10 protein-coding genes are annotated in these 14,647 nt (G+C 41.7%); 4 read left to right on the top strand and 6 right to left on the bottom strand.

Annotated features, from left to right (window positions below):
* The 6 genes from AC1DND_RS12570 to AC1DND_RS12545 form a co-directional block, all read right to left on the bottom strand.
* Positions 1–1,423: ComEC/Rec2 family competence protein (locus tag AC1DND_RS12570; protein WP_477582032.1), on the bottom strand; the 1,423-nt coding region annotated here is incomplete at its 3' end.
* Between the two features lie 197 nt (positions 1,424–1,620).
* Positions 1,621–3,171, bottom strand: coding sequence for a beta-N-acetylhexosaminidase (locus AC1DND_RS12565; RefSeq protein WP_477582030.1), 1,551 nt, complete (start codon positions 3,169–3,171; stop codon positions 1,621–1,623).
* Between the two features lie 190 nt (positions 3,172–3,361).
* Entirely contained in the window at positions 3,362–5,137 is a 1,776-nt protein-coding gene (locus AC1DND_RS12560; protein ID WP_477582028.1) for a RagB/SusD family nutrient uptake outer membrane protein, read from the bottom strand.
* A gap of 11 nt (positions 5,138–5,148) precedes the next feature.
* Positions 5,149–5,841 carry a hypothetical protein gene (locus AC1DND_RS12555; protein WP_477582026.1) on the bottom strand — a complete coding sequence of 231 codons (693 nt, stop codon included), beginning with the start codon at positions 5,839–5,841 and terminating at the stop codon, positions 5,149–5,151.
* A gap of 40 nt (positions 5,842–5,881) precedes the next feature.
* Positions 5,882–6,322, bottom strand: coding sequence for a hypothetical protein (locus AC1DND_RS12550; RefSeq protein WP_477582024.1), 441 nt, complete (start codon positions 6,320–6,322; stop codon positions 5,882–5,884).
* Between the two features lie 75 nt (positions 6,323–6,397).
* Entirely contained in the window at positions 6,398–7,897 is a 1,500-nt protein-coding gene (locus tag AC1DND_RS12545; RefSeq protein WP_477582022.1) for a SusC/RagA family TonB-linked outer membrane protein, read from the bottom strand.
* Between the two features lie 481 nt (positions 7,898–8,378).
* On the opposite strand from AC1DND_RS12545, the gene AC1DND_RS12540 reads away from it, so the two are divergent.
* The 4 genes from AC1DND_RS12540 to AC1DND_RS12525 all read left to right on the top strand — a co-directional run.
* On the top strand, positions 8,379–9,248 hold the full coding sequence (locus tag AC1DND_RS12540) for an AraC family transcriptional regulator (RefSeq protein ID WP_477582020.1): 870 nt from the start codon (positions 8,379–8,381) through the stop codon (positions 9,246–9,248).
* Positions 9,249–9,599: 351 nt separating this feature from the next.
* Positions 9,600–10,946, top strand: coding sequence for a Gfo/Idh/MocA family protein (locus tag AC1DND_RS12535; protein WP_477582018.1), 1,347 nt, complete (start codon positions 9,600–9,602; stop codon positions 10,944–10,946).
* A gap of 82 nt (positions 10,947–11,028) precedes the next feature.
* The gene (locus AC1DND_RS12530; RefSeq protein WP_477582016.1) at positions 11,029–13,689 is read left to right on the top strand and encodes a ThuA domain-containing protein; all 2,661 of its coding nucleotides are present in this window, start codon (positions 11,029–11,031) and stop codon (positions 13,687–13,689) included.
* A gap of 209 nt (positions 13,690–13,898) precedes the next feature.
* On the top strand, positions 13,899–14,647 hold a 749-nt coding region (locus tag AC1DND_RS12525; RefSeq protein ID WP_477582014.1), incomplete at its 3' end, for a sugar phosphate isomerase/epimerase family protein.

Genomic DNA, 14,647 nt, shown 5'->3' with positions numbered 1-14,647 from the left:
GAAACAGGCCGCATCCTGAGTCGCCAGCCACATCAATATCGGCACCAAACACCGAGATGCCGAAGTTCCCCCCCAGCCAAAGCCCATAATGGCAATGAAAGGTGGTGATATCGTAGAGCACATGCCAGGCATTATCCCAATCAGGAGCATTGGTAGCTGTGAAAACCCAACCTTTATTGGCATTCACCACGCTGCAACGGTTCCATTGCGACTTGTTACAGTTTTTGACATACCAGCCAGTTGATTCTCCCGACCCATCGTACACATGGATCTTCGAAAAGGTTGGCCCCTGTTGTCCCTGCGTTGAAGGACTTATAGTAAAAGCATTATTCTTGCCCGTTACCTTGATATAAGTCCCATTATATTGATCGTGATTGCCTCCCATCCCTCCACCAGCGCCCTCAATATGCACGTCAAGACGGGAGGACAGGTCGATTCCATTCGCTCCAGAAATCTGATAGACATAAGGTCCCATTAACAGCGTACCGCCAAGCGGGACATCAGCGAGTGCCCTCATAATGGCCGAAGTGGCATCTCTCCCACCACCGGAGATTGTTCCGTCGGTCGGTGTTGCATACTTCTTGTCGTGAAGGTTAATCCATCCCGGAGGCAGGAAACCAGTGCTGGAGTGCTTACTTGGAACAATGCCAGGCAGCACATTAGGGTTGTTATTACGTTCGGTTTTTACCGTACACTTATTGCCATCGCAAACAACTTCAACAGTTCCATTCCAGCAGGTTGCATATACTTCGGAACCCACCTTGCTAAAAACTTCTCTCGCTTTTAAAGCAGGCTCTTCAGCTCCATTCAAACTACTGGCTACCAAAATTTTCGGTTTTACTACTTCTGCAAAAGGAAGGTATGAGTCATATCCGTGATGGGGAGCCGATAATACGGTTGCTTGTAAGTCTCTTGCGTTAAAATGTTTTAATAAGTATTCCTGCCCTGCCTGCGGGATGTCCCCTGTTAAAAGGAAGGTATTCTTCTTATATTTTATTCGGACTACCGCAGAGTTCACGTTGGCTTCATCTTCATCCTTAAGAAACCCTGGAGGAGGTGATAGTACTTCAACGTCTAAATATTTGTCCCAGCCAAGTTTATCTCCCTGCTTTATGCGCTGATATCTTCCTCCTTTGGCAATATATTCGCTTTTATAATCATCATACTCGGGCTCGCAGTTTATACATCCGGAATACCCAGTATCATATAATGCTTTAACCTTAAAACTGCCCATCAGATACTTTAAACCTCCAAAGTGGTCTTTATGAGGATGCGATATGATGATACCGTCAATAACTTTAATATTATTTCTTTTGAGAAACGGGGCTATCATATCCTTCCCCTCATCAAAATTCGCGTTGGGATATTGCCCCGGACCGGTGTCATACAGGTAGGTGCGGCCTTCTGGGGTCTGGATGACCACCGCAAGGCCCCAGCCTGTATTTTTTCCTTTGATCTCCAAAAAAGAGACGATGAGATTCTTGTTGCCCGCCTTTTGATATCCCATCCCGAAGCTGGACAGCCAGCATCCGAATAAGAGACACACGATAAAATAATTTCTTTTCATGGTTAAAAGTTTTTCAGTACAGCCCGGCTAGAACCAGCAGTCGGTACTTACCCTTATTGTGCATCTTTATTATACTTTATATCAAAAAAGTTAAGCCAGTAAATATGGCCAGCTTTACGTTTTGCAAAGTTGTCGAAGTTATTTACGGTTTGATCAGACCAGGCTCTTTCAGCCAGGGCCAATACGCGTGGGAACAGCTGGTAATCTATTTTTGATTCGGTACGGCAAATGTGTGACCAGAAATTGCCCTGGATGCCCAGATAATGTTTTTTCTCTTCGGGGCTGGCATCTGCAGGAATAGGTTCATAAGTATATACATTTTTGGTATTGGTTATCGAATAAAGCTCATCAAAATAAAGTGATGATGAAGGAGACATTACCACATCATATCCATCTTTCGTTGCTCTCATACCCGTTTCCTGATCACGCCACACCATAATTACCCAGTTTTTGTTGATTCCGCCCCCATCTAAAATCTCATCCCATGCTACCGGTCTCTTGTGATATTTCTCTACCTCGTTGCCTAATTGGCTCATAAAATAACTTTGCAGCTTTTCTTCGTCCTTTATATTATTGGTATGCATAGCGGCCTGACATTTAGGACATTCTTTCCACCGGTTTTTGGGCACTTCATCCCCTCCCAGGTGCGAATACGGTGATGGAAATAGTCCAGCCGTTTCTTTGACTACCTCATTAAGCAGTTTGTAACTATCGGGGTTCCCCGCGCAGAAAACATCCAAACCGCCACGATCAAAGAATGGGGCAATATCGTCTGTCTTACCAGTACAGGAAAGTTGAGGATAGGAATTCAGTGCGGCTGTACAATGTCCCGGGCTCTCTATTTCCGGAACAACCTGCACATGCCTGCGCTGCGCATATGCCACGATCTCTTTGATCTGCTGTTGGGTATAAAATCCTTCGAATTCTTTTGGTTCATTATATTTTTTATCGAAATAAGCCCCCTGCTTGGTTAACAACGGATATTTTTCTATTTCCAGGCGCCATCCCTGCTCATCAGTTAAATGCAGGTGAAGCGTATTTAACTTATAAAAGGACATTCTATCAATTGTCTTCTTTAAATATTCAGGTGCCATGAATGTCCTTGAACAATCAAGCATTAAGCCCCTCCAGCCAAACCGCGGCTTATCCTGGATTTCCACCAAAGGGAATTGCCAGTATTTATTATCCTTTGTTGGCTGGTTTAATAATTGCTGTAAGGTAACGCCGCCGTAAAAGATACCAGAGGCTTCAGACGCCGTAATCTTCACACCTTTATTACTGATCTGCAATCCATAGCTTCCATCACCTGAAGTAACACTTTTATCAAGTGTCAAAGTTATGATAGTGAAGATACTGGCGTTTTTGGGTGCATTCTGACCTACCTTTACATCAATGCCCGTCACCTTTTTTAGGTCCTGCGAAAGTAAATTTGCTTCTGCCGCGAGTTTACTGTCATACTGTATATACAGCCCAGAATTCACGGCAAGTTTCTCATCGCCCCTAAGATGCATACTTAATGGTTGTGGGATCACGGTAGGCTGTGCCTRTAAAACCATGTATCCGGCGAAAAGAAAGATAAGTGTCCACAAAGATTTTTTCATCATTTTGTCTTTTTAGAAGGTACTCAAAAACCTTATATTGTTTATTTCAATAATTAATGCTTTACGCACAGGGTTTAAATTAATAGTTTTATTTCATCTGCCATAAAAAGGCCGCCCTGTAAAAACAGGACGAGCCTTAGTTGATTGATCTTTGGGACGATCTAATTCGATTTATAAAGTCTTTAATTTCCGCTTACCACCCCGGATTATTAGGTCCTAGCTTAGGATTCAGTACCAATTGGTCACTCGGTAATGGCCACAGGTAATCTCTGCTAACTTTAAACTGGTAACCATTGGCCATTGAACCAATATTTTTGAAAGGTTCAATATATCCATTCGCATCTGTTGGATATTTGCTCAGTGTTTCAGGCGTAAACATTGTTGCCCATTGTGCTAATTTGGCTCCTTTCGGTTTCCAATTGGTAATTAAAATACCTCCTGCAGCCCAACGGTAGATGTCGTCGTGTCGGAAGCCTTCACAAGCCAATTCAACCCTTCTTTCTCTACGCACTTCATTGATTATTGGAGAAAGACTTGGGAACTTCCAGTTTGGATCTGTTGTAATTCCTCCGATTGACAAAGGAGTCATCCCCACCCGGTTGCGAAGTAAATTCACGCTCACATCAAGATCTGCCTGGGTAATGGCACCCAATTCAGCTTTTGCTTCTGCATAATTTAATAAGACCTCTGCAAACCTAAAGTAGATCAGCGCTTGGGTAGAATTTTCGACCTGCTGTAAAGCATCTGTATTATGGCCTTTATATAATTCATAACCTGTTGGAACATTGGCTGAATTGGTAAAATCAGGTCTTGCAAAAACTACATTTGCTGCGCCGTTCGCTCGGTTTGTGGTAATAGCGGTACCCGGTACAAATACAGTCTGTTGCAATCTAGGATCTCTATTAGCTACTACATTCGCCAAAGTATTATCCCCTTGATATTGTGTACTTGCGGCAATAGGCTTTCCATCTTTACAAAGGTAATCATCCACTAAACTTTTTGTTATTCCTCTTTGCAACGCAATAGGAACAAACAAGTACCATCTTTGAGACAAGCCCATGCTATTGTCAAACTTTCTCCAAAGCATTACCTCTTTACTGCTGCTATAATCAGTCTGGTTAAACAGTTTCCAATAACCATCAGTCATTCCCGCATTATCTAATTGATATCCATGAGGATTATCGATTAGTGCTTTAGCAACACTGGCGGCTTTTTGAAGATATTTTGTTCCGTCCTGACCTGAGACACCGAAAGGTGTTCCGGCATGATATTTTTCCCATGTTCCTTCATACAAAGCTACCCTTGACTGAAATAACATGGCAACTTCTTTGTTTATTCTGAAAGTCTCGCCGCTTCCATTTGAGGGCAGATATTCGATTGCCTTGTCCAGATCCTCTAAAATATGATCTACGATAACATTACGTGACTGTCTGCCTTGAAATAATTCCTGCGTGTCAAGATTGGTAAGTGGTTTATCAACCCAGGGCAGATTACCGAAATTTTTAAGCCTGTTAAAATAAAACAAAGCCCTAAAAAATAGCGTTTCACCTACATACGGCTTTACATTATCCCACTTATCTGTCACTTTTTGATAGTTGGCCATAAAATAGTTAATGGTCCTTAATTGTGCCCAATCCCATCCGCCTCCACTTGCGGGTACAACATTTTCACTGTTTAAAGTAGGATTATATGGAATTGAAATCATGTTATCACTACCTTGATCTGCGTCCTCACCATAATTACCTGCCTGATTATACCCGGAAAAAGAAGGAAGCAGTGTCGTGTTATAATTGGATGGTGCTCCAACCGGAGCATCGTAGTAACCATTGGCATATAATTTCAGATCATTGGCAGATTTCCAATACTCAGCATTACTGATGTTGGCTTTGGGCACTTGATCGAGAAAACCTTTTTTGCAGGATGCTGACACCAATACTATGGCTGCCAGTAATATTTTATTTATTTTCATTAGTCTTCAGTTTAAAAAGTAACATTCAATCCGAAAGAAAGCGTGCGCTGTAATGGGTAGATCTTACCTTCATCTACTGCCAGTTCAGGATCTAGGGATTTTTGCATTTTAGTAAATGTGGCAAGATTATCTCCACTGAGGTAAACCCTCAGCTTCTGAATTCCCACATGTGATAACAGGTTTTTAGATACCGTGTAGCCGAGCTGAATATTTTTAATGCGCATATAAGCTGCATTTTGCAGATACCTTGTTTGCGTTTGAATATTCTTGTTCATCTGTCCGGACATATAATATTTGGGAAAGAAGCCATCAGGCGTCTGAGGCGTCCATCTGTTTAAATTCTGTGTCATAACAGTACTGCCCCATTCCCCTCCAATAATTCCAAAGTACATATCCGATCCTACCCATGCATCCCTTTTGGCTACTCCCTGAAGGAACATGGAAACGTCAAACCCTTTCCAGTCTCCACCAACTGTCACTCCGTAGGAATATTGTGGAGAGCTATTGCCTATAACTTTTCTGTCACCAGAATTATCCGCGGTATTATTTCCGAAATTAATAACGTTATCGCCATTTAAATCTTTGTAACGGACATCTCCCGGTGTCCAGTTGCTTGCATTTATTGCCGTTTGTTTTGGTGCATTTGCTATTTCCTGAGCACTTTGAAATAAACCTTGGGTCTCATATCCCCATATTTCTCCCATTACCATTCCCTCATACCAATCAGATAGGAGTTTGGTTGTATTAGGATACTTTTGAACGGTACTTTTGCTGTTGATCTACGCCCATATTAAGTGATTTAATGGTGGCCCATGTAAGACTAGGGTTCACCAGGCCCGGAGGGCCAACATAAGACTGGCGGCCATTGCTAAATATCCAGCTAGTATTTGTAGGCGCAACAGTAGAAAGGCTAGGATAAAAAGGATAATAGTTATCCTGTCCCGGATTATCTCCCCATTGGTCTCCCAGTGACCCGTACGATCCTCTTAATTTAAATAAATTCACATAGTTTTTAAACGGTTTCCAGAAATTTTCCTCCGAAACTACGTATCCTCCTGAGAGACCGGAATAAAGATTCCATCTCTTATTCTCCAAGAAACGAGAGGAAGCATCATATCTTCCGTTCAGTTCCAATAGATACTTATCTTTATAATTGTAATTGAATCTACCAAAATACCCTTCCATAGCTAGTCTGGTATCATTATCCGCAACCGAAGGCTGTATTGTATATACTACTTTATTGAAGTTTTTCGAATTGAACTATGTTCCATTATAAGTGAAATTTCCGGTAATATTCCAGCCGGTTGCCGGTTTGATAACCAACTCGCCCGTTGCATTCACTTTATCCCTGTCGTAGGTATTCCTTCCCCCTTCAGTAAAGAGTTTAACGCCGGAATAGTCAGAATATTCACCATCAGGATTAAACAATGGCGTAGTTGGAAGTTTTCTTGCTATTTGGTGCATGTAATTACCACCAGTGGCATCCGGATAAGTGGCTGGGGTATTGCCAGACTGTCTGGACAGGGCACTACGGAAATTTACGGTCAACCATTTGTTTATTTCAGTCGACACATTTGCCCTCACATTGGAACGGCTATAACTGTCGCTCATAAAATTATACATCCCTCCCTTAGAGGTATAACCTGCACCCAGATAATAGGACGTTGATTTACTTCCACCTGAAACACTCAGATTATGTTGTTGGCTAAAAGCCCATGGTTTAAAATAGATTTTAAACCAGTCATTGTTGCCATTGCCCGTATTCGGACCTGCGCCCGTGAAGTATCCAAGCCCTGAACCATACCAATCGTCATGGTTTGGATCCTTGATCGTCTCATCTTTCAGCGTTCCATCCAGGTAGCCCTTGATGCGGCCAAGGGTCTCCTGATTATACCAGGGCGCCCGTCCAGCGTTTACGAATGCCTCATTAAAAAGATTTGCAAAATCAAGAGAATTGACCATCTTAGGAAGGTTTATTGCCTGGCTAATAGATAAGTTATTACTATAGTTGATCGTTGGTTTCCCTTCCTTGCCGCGTTTTGTAGTGACAAGCAAAACCCCATAAGGAGCACTTGAGCCATATATAGCTGAAGATGCCGCGTCCTTTAGTAGTGATATATTATCAATATCCGAGGGATTGATCGAATTCAGATCTCCACCAGGAATACCGTCAATTACAACCAAAGGTGCTGCCAGCACACCGAAACCGGTAAATCCCCTCACGTTTATATTGGGTTCTGCATCTGGGGCACCGCCCGCGCCATATGCATTTGGGGTTACATTAAGGTTGGCAACCTGTCCCTGCAAAGCCTGGGCAACGTTGGTAACAGGCCTGTTTTCCAATTCCTTTGATGAAACCGAGGCTACAGCTCCAGTAAGGTCAACTTTTCTTCTCTGTGTATAGCCTACGACTACAACATCGTTTAAAGCATTATTTGAAGCATCTAATTCAACTAGCAACGATTGATTGTTTTGCAGCGTAACGCTCTTTGAAACAAACCCAATTAAGGAAAATATTAATGTCCGAGATGAACCTTTCAATTTGATACTAAATTCCCCATTGCTATTTGCAATAACCCCGTTCTGGGTGTCCTTTTCTAGGATAGTTGTCCCAGGCAATGCTTGACCTGATCCATCTCTTATTTTACCGGTAACGGTAGTTCCGGAGCTTGGTTGTATTTGCGCCAAAAGATCATTTGGAATACAAATACTCAGTAACAGGAACATGAATACTGAAGTGAATGTGATTTTTTTTGTCATGGTTTGGTTTGGTTACAGAATATATTTGGTATGCGGCGTATCAATCATATATAAGCTACGGACTTTTATTTTATATTTCAAGGACAGTTACATTTTAATTCCTTGTTAAGTCGGCAATTACCAGATTGATCAAACAAACTTAATGATACCCCCCATGATATTCTTACACAAGAATACTTCGATACTAAAATGAACAATTTGGTTTACCGCTCAATCTGATAACAAGGATGTTTGTCATCAATAAAGCCGACCATTTGAAGAATAATATGGTGGAACTATAGCGCTATCAATTTATTTATTCAGCGAACCAAACCGATCGGTTATATTACAATCAAAAAACAGCCATTACAGGTAAACCACTATAGAAATGGAATACCGTAAGCGCCCAGCTGAGGCCTTGGGGTTGCACCTATTGAATTTTTCGATTTTCAGGTTGACAAAGCTTTTTTTTTTGTAACATTGTTAATACCAACATAACGTTATGCAACTCGATGTAAAATCAACAAGAAACAGGACTATCATTAACTTCCAAAAGGAGGGATATGATGATCTATGCGTTTTGGGCAGATATAAATATAGCAAAGCTGAAAAATATCTGGAGGAACATGCACATGTAGGTATGATAGAAATATGCTACTGTGATAAAGGAAGTCAATTGTTTTTTGTCAACAACAAAAAACACCTGGTTAATGGAGGCGACATTTTTATCCATTTCCCGGGCGAAGTCCACAGTACAGGCGGTGAACCGGAAGAAAGAGGTTGTTTATATTGGTTGATAATCAAAACAGATAATATCAAACTAAAGCCCGGCAATAAGATTTGCGCCAACGTGGCCAGTCTACTGGATCTGATTATAAAAAAGGAAATCCGTCATTTCCGCGGAGGAGACGAATGCAAAAAAATCCTGGAGACTATTTTTAAAAAAAATACGCTCCGTAAAAAAACGATTGTTGAAAAGATCTGGATTGAACATTTAGTTCAAAATTTTTTATTACATGTGCTGGATAAAGTTTCGGGAATGCAGACCGAAACGACAGACAAGCGCTTAGATGTGATTACCGAACACATTACCAATAATCTTACAGAATACATCTCCATCGAAGACCTGGCCAACAAGATTCACCTTTCAGAATCCAGATTTAAGATTTGGTTTAAACAGAATACCGGCTTCAGTCCGATTGATTACATCCAGCGTCAGCGCATTTTTTTAGCGATCAAGATTATAAATGACCAACCCGACATATCGATCACAAAACTTGCCTACTCACTAAATTTCTCCACGCCACAATATTTTTCTACTGTAATGAGAAAGTATACCGGCAAGACCCCTACGGAGATAAAAGCAGGTTAGAAAAGAAATAAATCTTTCTATTCATTCCTTAAGTACAATATAGTACTATCCTTTTTTTACGAACAGGTTATTCATACTGTGCAGGTATTTTTGGTTAAACATATACATTATGATGTTTAACATGCTGTCACAAAATCGGATCAATCTTTTCATTCAAAACAGTTATCTGGGGTTGAAGATCATTGTGGAACCTCCATTGTTTATACCGATCAAGATAAGTTTTTTTGGTAAAGTGATCCAAAGTGCAGAACTGATAAATACTGATTCAGGTGTTAAAGTTTTACGGATGTAAGAAACAGCCCTCAGATGATTATGTTCAAAAAATCGACAATAACCCAATAAATCTTAAATATGTTAAGAAGAGAATTTATAAAAAATAGCACAATCAGCCTCGCTGGGGCTACTATATTACCATCGACTGCTATTTTTGCTACAGAGGAGAAAAAAGTGCGCCTTGGCTACATTGGTGTGGGAGAAAGAGGTATGAACCATATTGCAGCAGGCCTACTTCGCGAAGACGTTGAGATTGTTGCCATTTGCGATATTCAGGAACGCTCACTAAAAATTTGCCGGGAACGCATGGCAAAAAGCGGTAAGCCAGCAGCGATGGAATATACCGGTGGTTTAGATGCATATAAAAAATTGTTGGATCGAAAAGATATCCACGCGGTTATTATCGCAACGCCATGGCAATTTCACTGTAGTCAGGCAGTAGATGCAATGAAAGCGGGTAAATATGTGGGATGCGAGGTAATAGCAGGATTAACACTTGATGATCACTGGGAGATCGTTCATACATCAGAGGCCACAGGCGTGCCTTACATGACCTTAGAAAACGTTTGTTACCGACGTGATGTTATGGCCGTACTAAATATGGTCCGCCAGGGCGTATTTGGGGAATTGGTACATGCTGAAGGAGGATATCAACATAACCTTCGGGATGTGTTGTTCAATAATGGTAGGCAGGTTTATGGCGGTGGTATTGAATTTGGCGAAGGGGCACTCAGTGAAGCTCAATGGCGTACCCAATTCAATATCGACCGCGACGGCGATCTTTATCCTACACATGGGGCGGGTCCGGTAATGAACTACCTGAACATCAACCGGGGCAATAGGTTTACCAATCTGGTTTCGTTCAGCTCGAAAGCGCGGGGCCTGGCATCTTATGTGGAGGAACTTGCACCAAGGCATCCAAATGCCAATATCAAATATAAAGAAGGGGATGTCGTACAGACCATGTTGAATTGCGCGAATGGAGAGACTGTTCTTTTGACCCATGATACCCATCTACCACGCCCATATTCTCTCGGTTTCCGGGTGCAGGGCACCAAAGGTATCTGGATGGATCTCAATCAATCGATCTACATTGACCATGTGTCAAAAGATGATGAATGGGAACCGGCCAAAGCCTGGTTTGAGAAGTATGACCACCCACTATGGAAAAAACACGAAAAGGATGCAAGCGAGGCAGGCCATGGTGGTGTAGACTGGTTTGTTTTTAATGCGTTCATTCTTTCGGTAAAAGAAAAAAAGACCCCACCTATTGATGTCTACGATTCGGTAACGATGAGCGTTATCGCGCCTTTATCTGCAAAATCAATCGCAGAAGGAAATAAACCGCAAGAGTTCCCAGACTTCACAAAGGGCCAATGGCAAATGAGAAAAAATAGGTTTGCATTGGACGATAGTGGCTTTTAATTGCCATGAATTTATTTTTACTTAAGTAGTTATCCGCGACTTCATTTATTCCCATACTTTATTATCAGTAAAAAATCGACCAATGCGACTAAAATTTATTTTATTATTTTTTATTCCCTTTTTGTTTTTTGGCTTTCCCGTATCAAAACCAAAAATTCTAGTTTTCACCAGAACAGCCGGCTTTCACCACGCCTCTATTCCCGCAGGAATAAAAGCAATCGTAAAACTCGGGAAGGAAAATAATTTTGATGTGGATACAACATCCGATGCTGGAAAAATCACTGAAAGTAACTTAAAAAAATACAATGCAGTGATTTTCTTAAGTACAACCGGCGCATTGCTTACAGCCGCAGAACGAAATGATTTTGAAAGATATATACAGGCCGGCGGAGCTTATGTGGGCATACACGCAGCCGCTGATGCGGAATACGACTGGCATTGGTACGGCCGCCTGGTAGGCGGATATTTTGCCAGTCATCCTCAAATACAGCCTGCATTATTAAAAGTAATTGACAAAACCCATATCTCGACAAAACATTTACCTGATGAGTGGAAAAGAACAGATGAATGGTATAACTATAAAGCGTTAAACAAGGACGTTCATGTCCTGATTACCATTGATGAAAACAGTTATACAGGGGGCATTAACGGCGCGGCCCACCCAATGGCCTGGTATCACGATTTCGATGGTGGCAGGGCCTGGTACACCGCGCTTGGACATACCGGGGAATCATATGCAGACCCACTTTATTTAAAACATATTTTGGGCGGCATTTTATGGGCAATCGGCGACCAACAAAAATTAAACTACGCAAAAGCTACCACAGAACGCGTTCCAGACGAAAATCGTTTGGTTAAAAACCAGCTGGTAAAAGGAACTTTTTTTGAACCGACTGAAATGACCGTACTGCCAAACCTGGATGTTATGATTGCTCAACGCCGAGGAGAAATACTACTCTATAAAAACAACACCAAAACGGTAAAACAGATAGGTTTTTTAAATGTGTATTGGAAATCACAGGTCAAAGAGGTGAATGCAGAAGAAGGTCTCTTGGGCCTACAGGCTGATCCCGATTTTAAAAACAACCATTACGTTTATATTTATTACAGTCCTGCCGATACCAGTGTAAACCGTCTCTCGCGTTTTACACTCGAAAATGATACCATTGATAACAGGTCAGAAAAAATAGTATTACAGTTATACTCTCAGCGGGATATATGCTGTCATACAGGCGGTTCGGTGGCTTTTGGTAAGGACAATATGCTTTATCTGTCCACCGGAGATAATTCCACCCCATTTGATGAAGGGGGAAACCCAGCTTATAATACACACGCATTCGCTCCCTTGGATGACCGTGCGGGTCATGAGCAGTATGATTCAAGACGGACTGCAGGTAATACCAATGACTTAAGGGGAAAAATCCTCAGAATAAAAATGAAGGCCGATGGCACTTACGATATTCCAGAAGGTAACCTGTTTAAACCTGGAGAGGCCAATACCCGGGCAGAAATTTATATAATGGGTGATAGGAATCCTTACCGTATATCAGTAGATAAGCGGAACAATTATTTATATTGGGGCGAGGTTGGTCCGGACGCGAACAGCGACAGCCTGGCCTTTCGTGGACCACGTGGTTATGATGAGGTCAACCAGGCCAGAAGTGCTGGCTTTTTTGGCTGGCCGCTGTTTATAGGCCCGAACCTGCCCTACCATCCTTACAATTATGCCACGGGGGTATCCGGCCCTGCTTTTGATCCAACAAAGCCGATAAATATATCAAAAAACAACACAGGGCTAAAAGCACTGCCACCTGCGCAGCCGGCATTTATATGGTATCCATATGGCCCGTCAACCGATTTCCCACAAGTGGGTACTGGTGGGCGAACCGCTATGGCAGGTCCTATCTACTATGCCGATATGTATCCTAAGGCTACACGCTTACCTGATTATTACAGCAAAAAAGTGATCATCTATGATTGGATGAGAAGCTGGATAAAAGCAGTAACCCTGCAACCAAATGGCGATTTTGACAAGATGGAACCGTTTATGCCAACTACAAAATTTAATGCGCCGATTGATATGGAAATAGGGCCGGATGGCAGAATTTATGTCCTGGAATATGGCAATGGATGGTTCACTAAAAATGTTGATGCCGGTTTAGCAAGGATTGATTATAACCGTGGAAACCGTCCGCCTGAAATATTAAAAATATATGCCGATAAAACTTATGGAAAATTGCCTTTGGCAGTGCAGTTTGATGTTGTAGCAAAAGACCCCGAAAATGACAAGATGACCTACACATGGAACCTGGGTAATGGTGTAGTCAAGAAAACCCTGTTCCCAAAACTAAAGTATGTTTATACTAAAAAGGGCAATTATACGGTCACGGTTGATATTAAAGACGACCGGGATGCAATGGCAAAAAGTAAAACCATTGGCATAGTGGCCGGTAGCGTGGTGTCCAATCTGTCAAATATCAGTGCAAACAGTCCCGGTAAAGCTTTAATGATGTCGCTCGATTGCAAAGCCTGTCATAAAATAAACGAGAAATCAATCGGACCAGCTTTTATRGAGATCGCAAAAAAATACCCGAACAACACCGCTTCAATGACCCATTTAACACAAAAGGTTGTGCAAGGCGGAAATGGCGTTTGGGGCGATGTTGTGATGCCGGCGCATCCGGCACTGAAGCCTACGGAGGTAAAGCAAATTATAAGCTGGATTTTAACGCTTAAACAATAGCTTTTTGAGGTTGTAGTAGCAAGGATTTGTAACGTTTTTTGTGCAGGACACAAGCATATATGGAGAAGCATTTCGATCGTACAAATAATTACCGCAAAAGTTGAAAATTAATTTGGATGTGACTTTAAATACCGGTAATTCAATGTATGGTTCCTTACCACTATATTTTAAGACCTGGAGAAAACCATCATTTTTAAATAAATTAGATAATGACCAACAGAAGATCTTTTTTGAAAAACACAGGGCTTCTTGCCTTAAGTATCCCTTTATTCGGGAATGACATTTTTGCTGCCCCACCCAAGCTGCCCGCCTGGGGCATTCAGTTGTATATGGTGAAGGAGGATATGGAAAAAGATATGCCCGGCACCTTGAAACAATTGGGCACAATGGGTTATACGCAGATAGAAAGCTATAGTGGCACTCAGGGTATGTTTTGGGGCGTCGGCAATAAAGAGTTTAAAAAGCTGGCGAATAATTTCGGACTGAAGGTGATTTCAAGCCACTATAATGATGAACCAGGCGGTTTTGAAAGGCAAGTAGAAAAAGCCGCTGAAATCGGAATGAAATACCTGGTCTGTCCATGGAAAGGGCCTCAAAAATCTATCGACAATTTTAAACGTTTTGCCGATGAGTTCAACAGCAATGGAGAGATCTGCAAAAAGTACGGTATGCGTTTTGGCTACCATCCACATGATTATCCCTACAAAAAAGTAGATGGACAATTACCAATCGACGTTCTTTTAGCCAATACGGATAAAGATCTGGTTGATTTTCAAATGGATTATTATTATACCATAACCGAAGGCCAAAACGCAGAAGAATACCTCAAAGAACACAGGCACCGTTTTAAACTCTGCCACATGCGCGATATATTGAAGCATCGTTTGCCCAAAGACAGTGAAGAAGAATCTTCCTGTGATTTAGGGCAAGGTACAATCAATTATCCACGCCTGTTGTC

This window comes from Pedobacter sp. 01N416 (assembly GCF_056399685.1).
The sequence above is the reverse complement of the archived record's forward strand: the minus strand, read 5'-3'. Positions and strand labels throughout refer to the sequence as shown.